Origin of the sequence: Paenibacillus sp. FSL H8-0104, assembly GCF_038050215.1 — a bacterium.
In the GTDB taxonomy this organism is placed as follows: domain Bacteria; phylum Bacillota; class Bacilli; order Paenibacillales; family Paenibacillaceae; genus Paenibacillus; species Paenibacillus amylolyticus.
Genome location: NZ_JBBOTC010000001.1, coordinates 1,650,918 through 1,669,339 on the forward strand (window position 1 = coordinate 1,650,918; position 18,422 = coordinate 1,669,339).

Annotated in this window: 19 protein-coding genes; 17 read left to right on the forward strand and 2 right to left on the reverse strand. The window is 47.3% G+C overall.

All coding sequences use genetic code 11. The features are described 5' to 3' along the window. The first annotated feature begins 8 nt into the window (after positions 1–8). From tkt to NST38_RS07360, 5 genes are all read left to right on the forward strand, one after another. The gene (gene tkt, locus NST38_RS07340) at positions 9–2,051 is read left to right on the forward strand and encodes a transketolase (protein WP_076251558.1); all 2,043 of its coding nucleotides are present in this window, start codon (positions 9–11) and stop codon (positions 2,049–2,051) included. 149 nt (positions 2,052–2,200) lie between these two features. Further along, positions 2,201–2,518 (forward strand): pyrimidine/purine nucleoside phosphorylase, encoded by a 318-nt coding sequence (ppnP, locus tag NST38_RS07345; RefSeq protein WP_017689983.1) that lies wholly within the window; start codon positions 2,201–2,203, stop codon positions 2,516–2,518. Between the two features lie 236 nt (positions 2,519–2,754). Continuing rightward, positions 2,755–4,110, forward strand: coding sequence for a glucose-6-phosphate isomerase (locus NST38_RS07350; RefSeq protein ID WP_017689982.1), 1,356 nt, complete (start codon positions 2,755–2,757; stop codon positions 4,108–4,110). A gap of 176 nt (positions 4,111–4,286) precedes the next feature. Continuing rightward, positions 4,287–4,919: a YigZ family protein gene (locus tag NST38_RS07355; protein WP_036669098.1), complete on the forward strand. Its 633-nt coding sequence runs from the start codon at positions 4,287–4,289 to the stop codon at positions 4,917–4,919. Positions 4,920–4,924: 5 nt separating this feature from the next. Then, the gene (locus tag NST38_RS07360; protein WP_036669101.1) at positions 4,925–5,527 is read left to right on the forward strand and encodes a TetR/AcrR family transcriptional regulator; all 603 of its coding nucleotides are present in this window, start codon (positions 4,925–4,927) and stop codon (positions 5,525–5,527) included. A 189-nt stretch (positions 5,528–5,716) separates the two neighbouring features. Here the strand turns inward: NST38_RS07360 and NST38_RS07365 are convergent, their stop codons facing one another. Then, the gene (locus tag NST38_RS07365) at positions 5,717–6,118 is read right to left on the reverse strand and encodes a secondary thiamine-phosphate synthase enzyme YjbQ (protein WP_036669103.1); all 402 of its coding nucleotides are present in this window, start codon (positions 6,116–6,118) and stop codon (positions 5,717–5,719) included. 493 nt (positions 6,119–6,611) lie between these two features. Here NST38_RS07365 and cysT point away from each other — a divergent pair, with 493 nt between their 5' ends. From cysT to NST38_RS07420, 11 genes are all read left to right on the forward strand, one after another. Continuing rightward, the gene (gene cysT, locus NST38_RS07370; protein WP_341343871.1) at positions 6,612–7,427 is read left to right on the forward strand and encodes a sulfate ABC transporter permease subunit CysT; all 816 of its coding nucleotides are present in this window, start codon (positions 6,612–6,614) and stop codon (positions 7,425–7,427) included. Next, positions 7,424–8,221 (forward strand): sulfate ABC transporter permease subunit, encoded by a 798-nt coding sequence (locus NST38_RS07375; RefSeq protein ID WP_036610772.1) that lies wholly within the window; start codon positions 7,424–7,426, stop codon positions 8,219–8,221. The genes cysT and NST38_RS07375 overlap by 4 nt, the downstream gene beginning before the upstream one ends. Before the next feature lies 1 nt (position 8,222). After that, positions 8,223–9,287 (forward strand): sulfate/molybdate ABC transporter ATP-binding protein, encoded by a 1,065-nt coding sequence (locus NST38_RS07380; RefSeq protein ID WP_036610770.1) that lies wholly within the window; start codon positions 8,223–8,225, stop codon positions 9,285–9,287. 25 nt (positions 9,288–9,312) lie between these two features. Then, positions 9,313–10,377 carry a sulfate ABC transporter substrate-binding protein gene (locus tag NST38_RS07385; RefSeq protein WP_076251560.1) on the forward strand — a complete coding sequence of 355 codons (1,065 nt, stop codon included), beginning with the start codon at positions 9,313–9,315 and terminating at the stop codon, positions 10,375–10,377. A gap of 157 nt (positions 10,378–10,534) precedes the next feature. Further along, positions 10,535–10,981 (forward strand): hypothetical protein, encoded by a 447-nt coding sequence (locus NST38_RS07390; RefSeq protein ID WP_036610767.1) that lies wholly within the window; start codon positions 10,535–10,537, stop codon positions 10,979–10,981. 283 nt (positions 10,982–11,264) lie between these two features. Next, on the forward strand, positions 11,265–12,071 hold the full coding sequence (locus tag NST38_RS07395) for an MBL fold metallo-hydrolase (RefSeq protein ID WP_076251562.1): 807 nt from the start codon (positions 11,265–11,267) through the stop codon (positions 12,069–12,071). 118 nt (positions 12,072–12,189) lie between these two features. Next, on the forward strand, positions 12,190–13,062 hold the full coding sequence (locus tag NST38_RS07400; RefSeq protein ID WP_036610763.1) for an RNA polymerase sigma factor: 873 nt from the start codon (positions 12,190–12,192) through the stop codon (positions 13,060–13,062). 18 nt (positions 13,063–13,080) lie between these two features. Beyond that, positions 13,081–13,662, forward strand: coding sequence for an ATP-dependent Clp endopeptidase proteolytic subunit ClpP (gene clpP / locus NST38_RS07405; protein WP_036610761.1), 582 nt, complete (start codon positions 13,081–13,083; stop codon positions 13,660–13,662). A gap of 227 nt (positions 13,663–13,889) precedes the next feature. Further along, positions 13,890–14,264 carry a GntR family transcriptional regulator gene (locus NST38_RS07410; protein WP_036610760.1) on the forward strand — a complete coding sequence of 125 codons (375 nt, stop codon included), beginning with the start codon at positions 13,890–13,892 and terminating at the stop codon, positions 14,262–14,264. Between the two features lie 5 nt (positions 14,265–14,269). Continuing rightward, positions 14,270–15,136 carry an ABC transporter ATP-binding protein gene (locus NST38_RS07415; RefSeq protein ID WP_036610757.1) on the forward strand — a complete coding sequence of 289 codons (867 nt, stop codon included), beginning with the start codon at positions 14,270–14,272 and terminating at the stop codon, positions 15,134–15,136. After that, on the forward strand, positions 15,129–15,755 hold the full coding sequence (locus NST38_RS07420; protein ID WP_076251564.1) for an ABC-2 transporter permease: 627 nt from the start codon (positions 15,129–15,131) through the stop codon (positions 15,753–15,755). Before NST38_RS07415 ends, NST38_RS07420 begins: the two co-directional genes overlap by 8 nt. Before the next feature lie 140 nt (positions 15,756–15,895). Here NST38_RS07420 and NST38_RS07425 read toward each other — a convergent pair whose 3' ends face one another. Continuing rightward, positions 15,896–17,317: an aminotransferase-like domain-containing protein gene (locus NST38_RS07425; RefSeq protein ID WP_256720037.1), complete on the reverse strand. Its 1,422-nt coding sequence runs from the start codon at positions 17,315–17,317 to the stop codon at positions 15,896–15,898. Between the two features lie 120 nt (positions 17,318–17,437). Between NST38_RS07425 and NST38_RS07430 the strand changes: the two genes are divergently transcribed. After that, positions 17,438–18,376: a DMT family transporter gene (locus NST38_RS07430; RefSeq protein ID WP_076251565.1), complete on the forward strand. Its 939-nt coding sequence runs from the start codon at positions 17,438–17,440 to the stop codon at positions 18,374–18,376. The last annotated feature ends 46 nt before the right edge of the window (positions 18,377–18,422 follow it).

Consider the following 18,422-nt stretch of genomic DNA (forward strand, 5'->3'; position numbering starts at 1 on the left):
GACAAACCATGACTGACAAGAACGAAGCGATTCAAAAGGACGAGAACACTACAATCGACAACCTGTCGATTACTACCGTACGTACTTTGGCGATTGATGCAATTGAGAAGGCAAATTCCGGACACCCGGGTATGCCTATGGGCTCCGCTCCAATGGGGTACCAACTTTTTGCAAAAACGATGACTCATAACCCGGACCACCCAACTTGGGTTAACCGGGACCGTTTTGTCCTGTCTGCAGGACATGGCTCCATGTTGCTGTACAGCTTGCTGCACCTGAGCGGATATGATCTTCCAATGGAAGAACTGAAACAGTTCCGTCAATGGGGAAGCAAAACTCCGGGTCACCCGGAATTCGGACATACTGCAGGTGTTGATGCAACTACAGGCCCACTGGGTCAAGGTATTGCAATGGCTGTAGGTATGGCGATGGCTGAAGCTCAACTGGGCGCAACATACAATAAAGACAAATTCAACGTAGTTGACCACTACACTTACGCAATCTGTGGTGATGGTGACTTGATGGAAGGTGTATCTCATGAATCAGCTTCCCTTGCTGGACGTTTGCACTTGGGCAAACTGATCATGTTGTTCGACTCCAATGACATCACGTTGGATGGTAAATTGGATCTGTCTTCTTCCGAAAGCATCGCGAAGCGTTTTGAAGCTTATGGCTGGCAAGTGCTGCGCGTTGAAGATGGTAACGATCTGCCTGCAATCGAAAAAGCAATTCAGGAAGGTCAAGCAGATACACTGCGTCCTACACTGATCGAAGTTAAAACGGTTATCGGTTATGGTAGCCCGAACAAACAAGGTAAAGGCGGCCACGGCGGTACTCACGGATCTCCACTGGGTGCAGACGAAGCCAAATTGACTAAAGAGTATTACAAATGGGTTTACGAAGAAAACTTCCACGTACCAGCTGAAGTTCGCGATCACTTTGCACAAGTGAAAGATCGTGGTATCTCTGCTAACAAAGCTTGGGACGAGAAATTTGCCGAGTACAAAAAAGCTTTCCCTGAGCTGGCAGCTCAATTCGAAACAGCGATTAACGGCGACCTTCCAGAAGGTTGGGACCGTGATCTTCCTAAATATGCAGCAACAGACAAAGCTCTTTCCACTCGTGTAGCATCCGGTAACGCTCTGAATGGTCTGGCGCACAACGTGCCACAACTGACAGGTGGATCTGCTGACTTGGAAAGCTCCACAATGACTCACTTGAACAACCTGGAGAACTTCACACCTGAAGATTACTCCGGCCGTAACATCTACTTCGGTATCCGTGAATTCGGTATGGCTGGAGCAATGAACGGTATGGCACTGCACAGCGGTGTGAAAGTATTCGGAGGTACGTTCTTCGTATTTACCGATTACCTGCGTCCGGCTGTTCGTCTGGCTGCCCTGATGGGATTGCCTGTAACGTACGTTCTGACTCACGACAGTATCGCTGTTGGTGAAGACGGTCCTACGCACGAACCGATCGAGCAATTGGCATCCCTGCGTATCATTCCTAACCTGACGGTTATTCGTCCGGCTGATGGTAATGAAACTTCGGCTGCTTGGGCTTACGCGCTTGAGAACAAGAGCAACCCGGTTGCACTCGTACTCACTCGTCAAAACCTGCCGATCCTGGAAGGTACGGTTGAAGGTTCACGTGAGAACGTGAAACGTGGTGCTTATGTTGTCTCTGATGCAAAAGATGGCAAAGCGGTAGCACAAATTATCGCTACAGGTTCTGAAGTGCAATTGGCTGTTAAAGCTCAAGTAGCACTTGCAGAACAAGGCATCCAAGTTCGCGTAATCAGCATGCCAAGCTGGGATCTGTTCGAGAAACAAGACAAAGCTTACAAAGAGTCCGTTCTTCTTCCGGATGTTAAAGCTCGTCTTGCGATTGAAATGGCTTATCCAATGGGCTGGGAGAAATATGTTGGAGATCAAGGTGACATTCTCGGAATCAGCACATTTGGTGCATCCGCGCCTGGCGACCGTGTTATCCAAGAGTATGGCTTTACGGTGGATAACGTGGTTAGCCGCGTAAAAGCATTGCTGTAATAGCTTCATAAGCGCTGCTATGATTGGGAGGGCGTCATGCTGTCCTGATCCATGGCAGTAATTTATTTCCGCAGAGATGGGCGGTGACTCGTTATCGCCTTGATCTGTTTTGCCTTTTGTTTTCATTAACTTCAGGGGAGCGGGTACGCATGTCACAATTCGATCAAGTCAGTGTAGTGAAAGAGGCCAACATTTATTATGATGGTCAGGTAACCAGCAGAACGGTTATTTTGGGGGATGGCAGCAAAGTGACTCTGGGCATCATGCTTCCAGGCAGTTATGAGTTCGGTACGGATTCCCGTGAAATTATGGAGATTCTGTCTGGAGATCTGAAAGTATTGCTTCCCGGAGAAGAAGAGTGGCAAGAGATTCAAGGTCAAGCTACGTTCCACGTGCCTGCCGAATCCAAATTTAAACTGGAGATACGCAGCGTTACTGACTACGTCTGCTCGTACCCGGCGGAATAACATAAGAAGGGTAAGCAGAACCGCAACCCGCGGATTCGGTTTACCCTTTTTGCTTCTTGAATTCTAACGACAAAGTTCGAGCTGCAAGCTTGTCAGCCCCGTGGATTTGAAGTATCCTTAAGGCAAGTTGTTTAGAATGGAATACGGACATAATATAAGAGGTTGTTCAAAAAGTCCGCTTTTGATTACAAAGTTTGAACACGCACTATAATCGAAATCAGGAGGTTTTTGAGATCATGGCAAAAAAAGTGACATTTGACTATAGCACGGCATTGCAATTTGTAAATCAGCACGAAGTGGATTATTTCGCAGAACCGATTCGTCTGGCTCATGAGCAGCTTCACAACGGAACAGGAACAGGCTCCGATTATCTGGGCTGGATTGACCTGCCAACGGCTTATGACAAAGAAGAGTTTGCTCGCATTCAAAAAGCGGCTGCCAAAATCCAAAGCGACTCCGAAGTACTGATTGTTATCGGTATCGGTGGATCATACCTGGGTGCACGTGCAGCGATTGAAATGCTGACTCACTCGTTCTATAACAATCTGCCAAAAGACAAACGCAAAACGCCTGAAATCTATTTTGCAGGAAACAATATCAGTTCCACATATGTAACTCATTTGCTGGATCTGGTTGAAGGCAAAGATTTCTCCGTCAACGTTATCTCCAAATCCGGTACAACAACAGAGCCGGCAATTGCTTTCCGTATCTTCCGTGCAGCACTGGAAGAGAAATATGGTAAAGAAGAAGCTCGCAAACGCATCTATGCTACAACAGACAAAGCACGTGGTGCATTGAAAGAACTGGCAAATGCAGAAGGATACGAATCTTTCATTATCCCGGATGATGTAGGTGGACGTTACTCCGTTCTGACAGCTGTAGGTTTGCTGCCAATCGCAGCAGCGGGTATCAGCATCGAAGAAATGATGCAAGGTGCGGCTGACGCATCCAAAGAATACAGCAACCCGAACGTAGCTGAGAATGAAGCATATCAATATGCTGCTGTTCGTAACGCATTGTATCGCAAAGGCAAAGGCACTGAGATCCTTGTAAACTATGAGCCATCCCTGCACTTCGTGTCCGAGTGGTGGAAACAACTGTTTGGAGAGAGTGAAGGTAAAGATTACAAAGGGATCTATCCTGCATCCGTTGATTTCTCTACAGACTTGCACTCCATGGGTCAATTCATCCAGGAAGGTAGCCGGAATATCTTCGAAACTGTTATCCAGGTTACTGAAGTTGCTGAGCATATCTCAATCAAATCCGATCCGGACGATCTGGATGGTTTGAACTTCCTTGAAGGCAAAACTATGGACTTTGTTAACAAAAAAGCGTTCCAAGGAACACTGCTTGCACATACAGATGGTCAAGTACCAAACCTGATTGTGAACATTCCAGATATGACTCCATATTCTTTCGGATATCTGGTATACTTCTTTGAAAAAGCATGCGGTATCAGTGGCTACCTGCTGGGCGTCAATCCATTTGACCAACCAGGCGTGGAAGCTTACAAGAAAAATATGTTCGCATTGCTGGGCAAACCAGGCTTTGAAGAAGAGAAAGCAGCGCTCGAAGCGAGACTTTCCGAATAATTCATCGGTCTGCTCATATAGTTGAATAAGGTAATGTAATTCTAACCGGTAATCACTGTTTGTGTAAGATGCAGGGTTCCCGGATGTAGATAACCAGGGCAGTTCGTCCGCGTTCGCGCGGTGAACTGCTTTCTTGTAAAATGGACTCAGGAAAAGATCAGAAAGTTGGATTTAGGATGATTGAACGTTATCGCACGGTTCGAGGACCGGGCAATCTGGAAATTGTAATCAAGAAGTCGCGATTTATCGGTCATATTATGCCGGTCACGACAGAGGAAGAGGCTGTTGCCTTCATCGATGAGATCAAGAAAAAACATTGGAATGCCACTCATAACTGCTCTGCATACATGATTGGGGAGCGGGACGAGATCCAGAAGCAATCCGATGACGGTGAACCCAGCGGAACAGCAGGGAAACCCATTCTTGAAGTGATCAAAAATCAGAAATTAAAAAATGTGGCAATTGTGGTTACGCGATACTTCGGGGGAATTATGCTTGGAGCTGGCGGGTTAATTCGTGCTTATACGGATGGAGCTGTAGCAGCCATTGAAGCCGGAGAAGCCATTACCAACGTGCTGCATCGTGAAGTGTTTGTTGAACTGGATTATACGTGGCTGGGTAAAGTGGAAAATGAGTTAAGAAGCCGGGAAGTCCGTACAGGTGAAACTGGATTCACCGATAAGGTTACGTTGACTTGTCTTCCGCCGGATAGTGAAACCGAGGCTTTTATAGCCTGGATCACGGATTTGACGCAAGGGCAATCCCGGATCACGGAGGGACAGCGGCTTTATTTTATTGAAGGGGAATAAAATATATGGCTAGAAGAGCAGTCGAACAGGAGTTGTCGAGGGAGCGGATACTGGAGGCGGCGAGGCACCTTTTTATTACCAAAGGATACCGCGCCATTTCGATGCGAAGCATCGGCCAGCATCTGGGCTATAGTCATGGGTCGCTGTATTATCACTTTAAGGAAAAGGCAGAGCTATTCTATGCCATCGTGGTTGAAGATTTCAATCATTTGGGGCATTTGCTGCTACAAGCCATGGTCAGGCCAGTTCGTGATGATGTGAGCAAGGTAGAGCACATTATGATGGAGTTTATTCGCTTTGGTCTGGAGAATCCATACCAATACGAAATTATGTTTATGATCAGGGACGAAGAACTGTTGTCTTATTGTCGTACCGAACAGGGACGTTGCTTCGAATTGTTTGCATCGATTATAAGGCAGTATATGAATGAAGCGAACTGTACGGAAGAGGATATTCAAAGGGTACCGCGTACGCTATTTTTGGCTATGCACGGATTCATTTCTTATTACATTCAGGACCGTTTAACGTTTGTGGAGATTGAATCGTCTGCGCTGTCTCATGTCAAAGTGCTGTGCCGCAATCTGGGTCAGCAGCCTGGCGACCAATAATGGCGCTGTTGTTGCACCCCTACACTTCAGGGCGGTGATTTGTCATAACTTTAATTCTTTATAACGTTGTCTCGCGAAAGTTAATATGCGCAGTAGACCAAGTCAGGCGGCTCCGACCCGAAATGAGGGTGGACCGCCTGTTTGTGTTTGCAAAAATGAACGAGTAGGTGGCAGGCCTATTGGACCCAACTAACCTTCCATGATTTTGAGAAAGTACTCCCGCTCACGTGGTCCATCGAATTCGCAAAAGTAAATGCCTTGCCAGCGGCCAAGCAGCAGTCTGCCTTCGTGAATAATCACCGTCTGTGATGGTCCTGTTGTGATCGATTTCAGATGAGAGGCTGTATTGCCTTCGGCATGTCGATATTCGGGATGCTCCCAGGGGTACACCTCATCCAGGCGTAACAAGACATCGTGTTTCACATCCGGGTCTGCATTTTCGTTGATGGCAATACCTGCCGTCGTATGTGGACAGTAGATGAGCACCGTCCCATTCTGCACCCCGCTACTCTGGACAACCTGCTTTACGTCCCATGTGATATCCTTCATTTCATCTCGTGTGGAAGTGGATATATTCTTCTTGTATAACATGTTAAATCACTCCTTAGGATCTCATTTCTTACCCTCGATTGTACCTTAACCACTACATACCAAACAAACCACATATGAAGACGGATATTTGAATCGCGCAATAACGGAGAGGTCAGAAATAACCTGAAGAAGCGGAAGCTAAAAGCTTTCTGTAGGAAAGCTGCTTCGGAAGCATAAGTTTCGCCTTTATCACCGGATTTCCCCTTAAAAAGGGGATCAAAGAAATCTGGGGATAACAGTGATCGGAAGGTTGTTCTGGCTGCGCAGTGTACAGTGCGATTTTTATTAATCGTTCTCATATGTGGCCCAATTATATTCAATAAAAGCATTGACGATTAGCACTGCAAACTGGTAAAGTATCAGAAAAGCAAAACCAAGTAGACTAATGGGAATAATATTAAAGTAATATCATCCAATTTAGGAAAAATGTCGTATTGAAGCCAGGAAGACTGCCGACCGGAGCTAAAGCCGGAGGCTGGGAGGGAACGCAGCAATGAATACCGTTCTTCGTCATAAGGGATGGACTTGGGGATTCCGCAGTACCGTATTGTTATATTTTATCGTACTTATTGTACTTCCAATCATCGGTGTGTACGTCAATTCCTTCTCTGAAGGATGGAGCAACTTTGTTCAGAGCATTATGGACCCCATCGCGTGGAAAGCCGCACTGCTGACCATTCGGCTGGCTGTCATTGCCACGCTGATTAATGTGGTTTTGGGCACGATGATCGCCTGGGTTTTGACAAGGTATCGCTTTGTGGGCCGATCGTTTCTCAATAGTCTGGTTGATCTCCCGTTTGCACTGCCAACAGCGGTGGGCGGCTTGATGATTATGCTACTTTTGGGTCCGGTCAGTGCCATTGGGAAACTGGCAGAATCTATGGGATTTGAGATTGTATTTCACCAGCCCGCCATTGTTATCGCGATGACCTTTGTCACGTTTCCGTTTGTTATCCGTGCAGTGCAGCCTTTGCTGGAAGAAATAGATCCTTCCGAGGAAGAAGCCTCGTACACGATGGGGGCATCCAAGGCTCGCACGTTCATGCAGGTTATTCTGCCTTCCATGGCACCTGGCATGATCAGTGGGGGGATGTTGGCTTTCTCCAGAGGACTGGCTGAATTCGGGGCTGTTGTGCTGGTGGCTGGTAACATTCCGGGAAGAACACTGACTGCTTCCGTATTTATCTACGGGGAGATTGAAAGTGATAATCCAACGGGGGCTGCTGCTGTATCCGTGTTGCTCCTGACGCTCTCCTTCCTGATCCTCTGGCTGATCAATCTGGTGCAGATGCGGGGGAGAAGACGATGAGACGACTGTTAATCGGACTGACGTTTGCGGTATTTATTGTACTGCTGATCATCCCGCTTGGACGCATTTTTATTGGCGCATTTGAAGACGGGGCAGGTGGATTCCTGAAAGGGTTAATGCGTCCTGAGGCGTTACATGCCTTGATGATGACCGGACTGGTGGTTCTGGTGGTCACCCTGTTAAATACATTGTTTGGCATCATGATGGCTCTTTATCTGGTTCGTGCCGGATGGCTGAGTGAACGGATAAAAGGGCTGCTAAACAGCATTGTAGACCTGCCTTATGCCGTATCTCCTGTCATTGGCGGTTTGATGATTGTGTTGATGTTGGGACCTAACAGCATTATGGGTGCTTTTTTTGAAGGGGTTGGATTCAATGTGGTCTATGCCTTCCCAGGTATGGTGATCGCGACGTTATTTGTTACCTTTCCACTGATGGTCAGAGAGGTTATGCCTGTACTGCAGGAACTCGGTTCTCAGCAAGAGGAGGCCGCATCTACACTTGGCGCCTACGGCTGGAGAACGTTCTGGAGTGTGACATGGCCTTCGATCCGCTGGGCGGTAGTGTATGGTCTAGTCTTGACGGTTGCGCGCTCGCTTGGGGAATTCGGTGCAGTGCTGGTGGTATCCGGTAATATCATGAACAAAACGCAGACAGCAACAACCCTGGTGTATCAGGATGTAGAGAATTTTAATGTAGCAGCCGCAAATGGTGTGGCATTGGTGCTGGTCACCTTCTCCGTCGGGCTGCTGCTCATGATGGAATGGGCCAAGAAGCGAAAGGAAGTGCATTGATATGCATGTAGAAGTCCGTGATCTGAACAAACATTTCGGTGATTTTCATGCGGTAAAAGATGTCTCATTCGATATTGCCAAAGGCCATCTGATCGGTCTGCTTGGACCCAGCGGAGGTGGGAAAACATCCATTCTGCGGATGCTGGCGGGTCTGGAGAATCCGGGTTCCGGAGAGATTCGCTTTCACGGAAAAGTCGTGAATCATCTGCCTCCACAGGAGCGGGGCATCGGATTTGTATTCCAGAACTATGCCTTGTTCAAACATATGACGGTATTTGAGAATATCGCCTTTGGACTCAAGGTCAAGAAGACGCCAAAAGCCCAGATCCGTGATCGGGTGATGGAACTGGTTGAATTGACCGGGTTAAAAGGTTTCGAACAGCGCTATCCACATCAGTTATCTGGTGGGCAGCGTCAACGTGTTGCTTTTGCCAGAGCACTCGCCCCGGAGCCACAGCTGTTATTGCTGGACGAACCGTTCGCGGCCATTGATGCCAAGATCCGTCAGGAACTGCGTTCATGGTTGCGTGAGTTGATTGAGCGAGTGGGAATCACTTCGATTTTTGTAACGCATGACCAGGATGAAGCGATTGAAGTGGCGGACGAGATTATGATTATCAGTCAGGGTCGTCTGGAACAGAAGGGCACACCTTGGGATATCTACAAAAACCCGCAGACACCGTTTGTCGCTACATTTATCGGGGAGTCTACGGTTGTGGAGGATGCCTCCCAGTTGAAAGGATTCGAACATGCCGTCGAGGGTGAACATACCAAAGCGCTGATTCGACCGGAGTATATTGAGATCGGTTTGAAAAACGAGTTCACCATGCTTTCTGCTACGGAAAAAGGCACAGTCAAACATCTTCATTTCCGCGGCAGTGAATGGATGGTAGAGGTGGATGTACAGGGTCATAAGTTAATCACATATCGTTCCCTGGAGAAAACGACATTGGAGATCGGTCAACAAATTCGCGTCCTTGTACACCGTGCATACCTGTTCAATGACTCCAACAGTTGGGTGGTTGAGAACCGACTGAAGGAAGATCCGATGCCGGTGATGATTTAGATCAAGTGGAAGAAAGGGGCTGCCCATGCAGACGAGGAAGAAGAAAGCCATACTCTTATATGTCGCCCTCATGCTTCTGCTCGTCTGCATGACCGCTGGATGCAGCAAGCAGGAGGAGTCAAGCGAACAGAACGAGCCCTCTGGTAACGATTCATCCAATACGCTGGTGATTGGTGCTTATAGTGTAGCGAAAGATGCTGTAGGCGAATTGCTACCCAAGTTCCAAGAGGAGTGGAAGGCAAAAACCGGACAGACGATTAACTTTCAAGAATCCTATGAAGCTTCGGGCACACAGGCAAGAGCCATCGTTGGTGGATTCGAGGCTGATGTGGCCTTGCTCGCGATGGAGAGTGATATCGAGAAGTTGGTCAAAGCCGATCTGGTTAGCTCTGATTGGAAACAGACCCCTAATGAGGGCATGATCACCCGTTCAATTGTTGTTCTGGGCACAAGAGCGGGCAACCCGCTCGGTATTCGTGATTTTCAGGACTTAACCAAGCCAGGAGTGAAGGTACTGTACCCCAATCCAAAGACATCCGGAGGCGCACAATGGGACATTAATGCCATTTATGGTGCCGGATTGAAACTGTCGGAGGAGCAAGAGGGGAAGAAAGATCCTGCCGCAGCCAAGGCTTTTCTCGAACAGGTACATCGTAACGTTGAATCATTGGACAAGAGTGGGCGTTCTTCGATGGCGGCATTCGAATATGGTGTCGGTGATGTCATCGTCACGTATGAAAATGAATTGCTTGCCCGGATCGCCAAAGGTGTAGATTATGACATCGTCATTCCGAAGAATACGATCCTGATTGAGAACCCGACAGTTGTGGTGAATAAATATGCCGATAAACATGGGAATCGTGAACTTGCGGAAGCTTTTGTCGCATATCTGCGTACACCAGATGCACAGCGTATTTTTGCCAAGCATGGTTTTCGTTCAGTAGATCCGGATGTATTTGCACAGACGGAGTCGACATTCCCAACGCCAGAAGGACTATTTGATATCAACTATCTGGGTGGATGGGACGAGGTACGCAGTACGTTGTACTCCAAACGCGGCGTGTGGTATCAAGTGCTCGCTGGATTATGAGTATTGCTGATGTAATCGAATAGGTAAGCGAGCATGTAGATACTAAACCTTCATTTCAATGGAAGTAGAGATGGAGGTTTTTTACTGCCAAAAGGTTATAATAGAGGTATACTGAATCATGATTGTTACATAGTACTAGCAGGAAGGTGTGAGTTGGATGAGTGCAGAGATCAAATTATCCCAAAGTACAGCAATTCGACTGGAGCAGGCCCGCGGTAAGGGGATGACTGAGGAAGAAATTTTAAAAGCTATTCAAGCGAAAGACGTTTCCGCTTTTGACGCCGTGTCTGAAGAGGAATACCGATATAACGAATTTTTCTCGTATGCGGATGAGCATGGTGAAAATCTGGAGGCAGCAGTAAAAGATGGCTACCGGATTACCTTTAACACGCGTGGTGGACTTGGAATCTGGTTGGAGAAAGCCTTCAAGGTACAGCCCGAGAAAGACTTCACAGTGGGTGAAGGAATCATCACCGGATTACAGTTGAAACCGGAGCAGGCAGAGGTACTGGCGAAGCGGCTTGCATCGAACTGGGTCATTACGGATTCGAAGGATGTACCTGCGGGTCGGGAACTGACATTGAAGCTGCGAGCACTGGTATAATTCCAGCGATAGGTGGGTGTGACTCGAATTAATTAGTCGTGGCCTGTGTAAAAGGTAAGGCCTGATCTTCATGCGGATGACCCGCTTATAAGGTTGCATCACATGCTGACGAAGCGTACGCTCCCGAATGGAGCGAAGCATGGAATTAAAGTCTGACGGTGAACGGTCAGACCACAGACTGTCCCGAATTGCAGTGGAGAACTGCAGCGGGATGGTCTTTTTTTTGCAAAAACGGAGGTGGACGATTACAATCTACATATCATTAATTCAGGGGGAATGCGGATTGGATCAGCTAACATTTCTGGGCACAGGCGATGCGATGGGTGTTCCACGTGTGTATTGTGATTGCGACGTATGTACAGAGGCGAGGCTTACGGGAGAGAATAAACGGAAACGCTCTTCTGTTCTGATTGACGGTGGTGGGGATGGTGCGGGTGAACAGTTCATGATTGACTGCGGACCAGACTGGAGATCACAGATGGAGGATCAGGGATTACGTATGGTGCATACGCTGCTCATCACTCATGCCCATTTTGACCATATTGGAGGATTGCCAGAATGGGCGGATGCATGCCGCTGGTTGGGTGTAAAGGGGCGTTTGTATGCACCACGTGAAGTGATTGCCGCCATTCAGGGACAGTTTCCTTGGTTGGCTCGTCATATGGACTTTCTGGAAACGGATGATGATATTGAACTAGGCGGCTGGAAGGTACATTCCTGGAAAGTATGCCATGGACATAACGGGTATTCGTACGCCTATCGATTGGATCAGGGTGGGTATAGCTGGGCGTATTGTTCAGACGCTATTGACCTGAAGGATGCCGAGAAAGAGCCGTTGCACGGACTGGATCTGCTGGTGCTTGGAACAAGCTTTGTGCATGAGCGTGCGGAATTCTCAACACGTTCCGTGTACGATATGCGTGAGGCGCAGGAGCTGCTGTGGGAACTGAAGCCAGGTCATACATATTTTACACATATGTCTCATGACGTCGATGTACGGCAGAATTATAATCTGGATGGAAGTATTACGATTGCCCTTACCGGGATGAAGGTGCCGCTTGGAACATTAAAGCTGGAAACGAATGCGTAACTCAACTTAACTAGCGTAACAAAAATAAATTCAGAAGAGCGTATCCTTTACAAGGGGTTCTTCGTTTACATAGTGTAAGTCAAAATCAATCAGGAACCAGCAAAGGGGGGCCCCCAAGATGGCCTTTGTGAAGTCCGTGGATTGCAGAATCAACAGACCACATGATGATGGTAAACAAGATAAATTCAATATTGAATTTAATGGCAACGACAGAAAAAATCAATTGAACCCAAGCATCCATACCGTACTACCCGATCTGATGGGTTCGTTGTATGCGTATTGTCTATCTCTGACGAAATCAGTTCCAGACACGGAGGATCTGGTTCAGGAGACCTGTCTCAAAGTGTTGTCGTCGAGAGTGGTTGGAACTTCCGGGATGAATAAAGATATAAACTGGGAAGCTTATCTGATTCGTATTGCTCGCAACAGCTGGATTGATATCTTACGTCAGCGGGAGAGATTGGCTTATAAACTGGATAGCTTGAAGCCGCTCCTTCACGAAATGGAGGAGGAAAGGCGATTCGAGGAATTGGAGTCTGCCGTACAACTTCTTGTAAATACGCTACCACCGTGGCAGCGAGTGATATATGTATTACGTGAATTAATGGGTTATAGGGCGGCAGAGACTGCGGAAATGCTGGATACGACAGAAGGCGCTGTGAAAGCAGCGTTAAGTCGTGCTCGCTCTGCCATAGCTGAAGTGAGGCACAGGTTGGAACAATCGGACGCTGAATTGCAGTATGAGGAAGGCGCAGTCGAGGACAATCGGGAGGAACTGCGCAGCTATCTGCTGGCATTTCGTAATGGAGATACAGCTCGAATTATTGATCTGTGCCTGAATCAGACTGATGATCCGATGGCTGTGGCGGGCACGATTTTGCAGCAGGCTTTGCCGTCTCCATCCATGCAGCCAATGATGTACGGGTACTCCACTTCTAGTATGAACTCGATGTCGTATGGAGGTGGGTACACGGTCAACATGGTTGCCTAAACCGAGGAGGCGACACACATGAATGTAGTACCCTATGTAGTGGAACAGACAGCTCGCGGAGAGCGGAGTTATGATATTTATTCACGTTTGCTCAAAGATCGGATCATTATGGTGTCTGGAGAAATTGAGGATCAGATGGCAAATGCCATCGTGGCTCAGTTGTTGTTTTTGACTGCAGAGGACCCGGAGAAGGACATCCAGATGTACATCAACAGTCCTGGTGGGTCGGTGACCGCAGGATTTTCGATCTATGACACGATGCAATTTGTGAAGCCGGATATCTCCACAATCTGTACAGGTATGGCGGCAAGCTTTGGCACGATATTGCTGGTAGGTGGAACAAAAGGCAAGCGTATGGCATTGCCAAACAGTGAGATCATGATCCATCAGCCACATGGCGGTACGCGAGGGCAGGCGTCGGATATGCTGATTCATGCTAACCGTATCATTCAGCATCGTCAGCGTCTTAACAAGCTGTTAGCCGACCATACAGGGCAGTCGATTGAGCGGATTGAGAAGGACTCGGATCGAGACTATTTCCTGACCGCTGCGGAAGCAGTCGAATATGGATTGGTGGATAAGGTCATATCCAGCACATAACATTAGCCTGGGAGGTCATATGACCTTTCGGGCTTGATTAATCAAGAGGACGAACAGGAAACTGACGTCCTCTTTTTGTCGTCCAGATTAGCTAGCCCGTGTCTATGGATCGAATCAGAATGAGAATAATGTGAAATAAAGATTGACCATCGGTAGGTATAGTGTATATATTATATATACACACTATACCTACTGGAAACTACGTAACATCAATGAGGTGAGGAAAGATTAACATTTTAATATCGAATGCTTCGAGCGATCCGATCTACATGCAGATTCTAACTCAGATCAGACAGAGCATCTTGAGCGGAGAATTGGTTGCTGGAGATAGTCTTCCCTCCATTCGGCAGCTCGCCAAGGATCTGCAAGTCAGTGTTATTACAACTAAACGTGTCTATGAAGAGCTGGAGAAGGAGAAACTGATCGATTCAGTTGTAGGCAAAGGGAGCTTTGTATCCGGAGCCAATCAGGACTTTATTCGAGAGCGGCGGATGAAACAATTGGAAGAAAAGATGCTCGAAGTGATTCGTGAGAGCAGAGAACTGGGCATGAGTTCACAGGATGTAATCCATCATCTTACATTGTTGGTTGAGGAGGAATAAGCATAATGAACGCTATCGAATTACGTAATGTAACCAAAACGTATCCCTTATTTAAAGTAGATAATGTATCTCTGGATGTGAAAAAAGGGTATATCACGGGACTTATTGGTCCGAATGGGGCGGGAAAGAGTACTTTGATCAAAATGATCACGGGTCTGATCCAGCCCGATAAGGGGAGCCTCAAGACATTGGGCAGTGAGATGCCAAATCAGGAAGTTGATATCAAGCAACGCCTTGGCATTGTGTCAGATGAATGCTTTTATTATGAGCATCTAACGATCCGGGAGATGACACAAATGATCGCTCCTTTTTACACCAAATGGGATAATAAAGCGTTCAATGACTACTTGGATCAGTTCGAACTGTCTCCCAAAAAGAAAATCCAGGATCTGTCAAAAGGCATGAAGATTAAGTATTCTCTCGCCGTAGCTTTGTCGCATGAAGCGGATCTGCTGATTATGGATGAACCGACATCCGGGCTTGATCCTGTGTTTAGGCGGGAACTGCTTGATCTGCTTGCAGATATGATACAGGACGAAACAAGGTCTATTATTTTCTCAACGCATATTACGACGGATCTGGAACGTATTGCAGACTACATTACGTTTATTAATCAAGGGAAACTGGTGTTTAACGAGGCAAAAGATGATGTGCTGGAAAGGTATACGATTGTAAAAGGGGATATGGGTCTGCTTGATTCCGACATTCGGAAACATTTCATCGGAATACGCGAGACAGCCGTTGGTTTTGAAGCATTGTCGGATCATAAGGCAGAGGCCGAACAGTTATTTGGCAGGTTAGCTCTTTTACAAAGACCTACGTTAGAAGACCTCATTTATTTTACGGCGAAGGGAGGACGCAAATATGCTTAACTTGCTTCGTAAAGATTTCATTGTACTAAAAAGTTCACTGTGGACGATTGGGTTATACCTGGTGGTATTTAGTCTCGCCTTTATACCTAAGAGTGAAATGTCAATGTATTTTGTAGGCATCTACACAGCCTTTGGTTCGGTCATGCTGGCAACCATGATTGATATCAAAAACCATAATCACAATTTCCTGGTCACACTCCCCGTTAGCCGCAAACAGATTGTAAAAGCCAAGTACCTTTCTGCTATAATCTATACGTTATTCGGGGTACTCGCGTCGTTTGGGATTCACCAGCTTGTGAACCTGAATTATCCTGAACTGAACAAGCCGAATTATTCACTTAGGGATATTGTCATTGCCGTAGGCATGGTGCTTGTATTAGTTTCCATATACATGCCTCTTTTCTACGGACTTAGCAAAAAAGGTGCTGGTATCATCAATGCGATATTCATGGTCTGCATGATTATACTGGCGCAACCCGTTGCGTACCTCATGAGTATGGCCAACGAGAACGGTATGATTACCACAACGACAATGGCATCGGTTTCTATAGGCATTATAGGTTTGTTTGTAGTGTCTTATCTTATTACGATCCGCCTGTTTGCAAGAAAAGACCTTTAAGCACAGAGCGGGTGCAGGTAGAGAATATAGAACACCAAAAGTAAAGTCGCCATAAGGCGACTTTTTTTGATGCAGCAGGGTGAGAGGGCAATTGCACTTGATATTCTTCGGATTGGCTTCAATCCAAGAGTATCAAAATGTTACATTTCTTTCGCAAGCGTAATGAGCCTGCTCATCCCTTCCCGAATCTGCTGCTCATGCGCATAAGAGAAGGACAAACGTAGCTTGCGGCTAGCTGAATTATCCGAAGAATCAAATACGGTTCCGGGTACAAAGGCAACGGATTGTTCCATGCATAGGTGGAGCAGTCTCCCTGTATCCACACCCTCAGGAAGCTCCACCCAAAAGTTGAGTCCGCCCTCCGGCCGGGTCCACGTCCAGTCCGTTTCCAGCAGAGATTGTTCCATCACTTCCATCCGTAGCTGGATGGCGGTCCGCAGCTTGGACAGATGTTGATGCATGCGTTCTGACTGAAAATAACGGAGAAAAAGCTTCTGGTTCAGAAGGGGCGATCCGTTATCTGTCAGTGATTTTACAGCCTGTAGTCCTGGCATGAAACGCTTACGGCATATGATGGCTGCAATCCGCAGCCCGGGTGCAACATACTTGCTGTAACTGCGAATGTACAGAGTGTGTCCAGTGGTGTCATAGGTGAAAATCGGTGCAGGAGGTTTCTCCTTAAAATAGATATCATAGGTGCTGTCGTCTTCGAGCAGAAAACAACCATACTGTTCTGCTAGTTCAGGTAACTGCTTGCGCTGTTCTACTGGAACGTTAACGCCGGTTGGATTATGAAAAGTTGGCGTCGTGTAGAATAAGCGTGGTTTCTCCGATTTCATCAGATGTTCGATCTGCTCCAGATCATAGCCATCCGAGTGAATATCCGTAAAGATCAGACGAGCACCTTGTTTACGGAAAATCTCCATTGCTGGTCCATACGTAGGCCGTTCCATCAACACCCGATCCCCGGGTTTGACCAGCGTCCGCGAGATGACGTCAATCGCTTGCTGGGCCCCCGATGTAATGAGCACTTCGTCTGCGGAGAGATAGAAGCGTTCTTTTTTCGTTAGATGGCTTGCCAGCGCACTTCGCAACTCCAGATCTCCCTGAATCGTGGAATACGTTCCGAGCAAACGGGGATATTGATCTAGCAGATCACGCATTAGTTCTCCCCAATAACGGTTGGGCAGCAGAGAGGGATCGATTAACGATTTGGAAAACTGGTATTCTGCTTCAAGGGACTGTACCCGTGCTAGTGAATCCCAATGCAGCCAGGCAGACACGGCGGGATCATCCGCCTGATCCGTTACTGAGAATGGAGTCGCTGGGCTGACATAATAGCCAGACTTATCCTTCACATAAACATTCCCACGTTCTTTTAACTCCTGATAGGCTTTGAATACGGTCAGACGATGTACGCCGAGTAGCTCGGACAGGCTTCGTACAGATGGCAGTTTTTCATGTTCGGCCCACTCTCCCGCTTCTATACGTACAACGAGATAATGGATGACTTGCTCATATAATTTCAGGCTGTTATCTGTCATCATCATGGTTCTGCCCACCCGGCTCACACTCCTTTTGAACTCTATTGTAACAGCTAATGGGAGAAAACTGTTCTGTTTTGTTCATTCTGTTCTGTAGACCATGAGATATGATGGAGAACAGATAAAGGAGTGGTTATCATGGTGGGGATTGCATTTACGGTTATGTGTCTTATTTTCGGTACAACATTTCTGGCTATTAAAATTGGAGTAGAGGCAGGCATGCCGCCTTTTCTGTCAGCCGGATTGCGATTTTTAATCGCGGGAGCGCTGATGTTTGCATGGATGAGGATGAAGGGCCAAGTGAGCTGGTCGCTCCTGTTCCGCAAGGAGATGTTGTTAACGGGAGCGGGGCTGACCTTCGGCACTTTTGCCACATTATATTGGGCTGAACAGCATGTGAGCTCGGGTGTGGGTGCCATTCTGTCAGCGACAGGGCCGCTGATGATTATGTTGATGCAGACGGCGCTGTTACGGCAAAAAACATCTGCCCGTATGATTGTGGGCTGCCTGATCGGGTTCACCGGTGTGGTACTGGTTGTGTTGCCAGGTGTATCGCTTGGTGCAGGTTCCCTATTCATGTGGGGTTGTATCGCGGTACTAGTGGGGGAAGTCTGTTATTCAGCAGGTGCATTGTACTCCAAAAAGGTTATTCATCAGTTCAAGGAGGCTAGTCCTGTAGCGATCAATGCGGTGCAGATGATGTATGGGGGACTGCTGTTATCCCTGCTCTCGGTCGGAACGGAATCGTGGAATATGTCTGCTCTGGACTGGGTGCCTGCCGTCTCGTCGATCATCTATTTGACTGTCATCGGCTCCATGGTGGGGCATAGTCTGTTCTATTGGATTATGTCGCGTACCAACCCGTTGTTTCCAGCAACATGGTTATACATTTCACCACCCATTGCCGTAGGGCTTGGTGCTGTTGTCTACGGTGAGCATGTCAGCTGGGTTACATGGATCGGTGTAGTGCTGGTCGTTTCAGGTCTGCTGGCGATGAATGAGAAGGTGAGCGGTTGGTTGAAGAAAAGAAGTCGTGGGAGGATGACAGTGCAGGCTTCCGAATCTGTTTTAAAATAGGTAAAGTTTGAAGGTATGCAGCTCAATCTCAAAATCAGCCATTGAT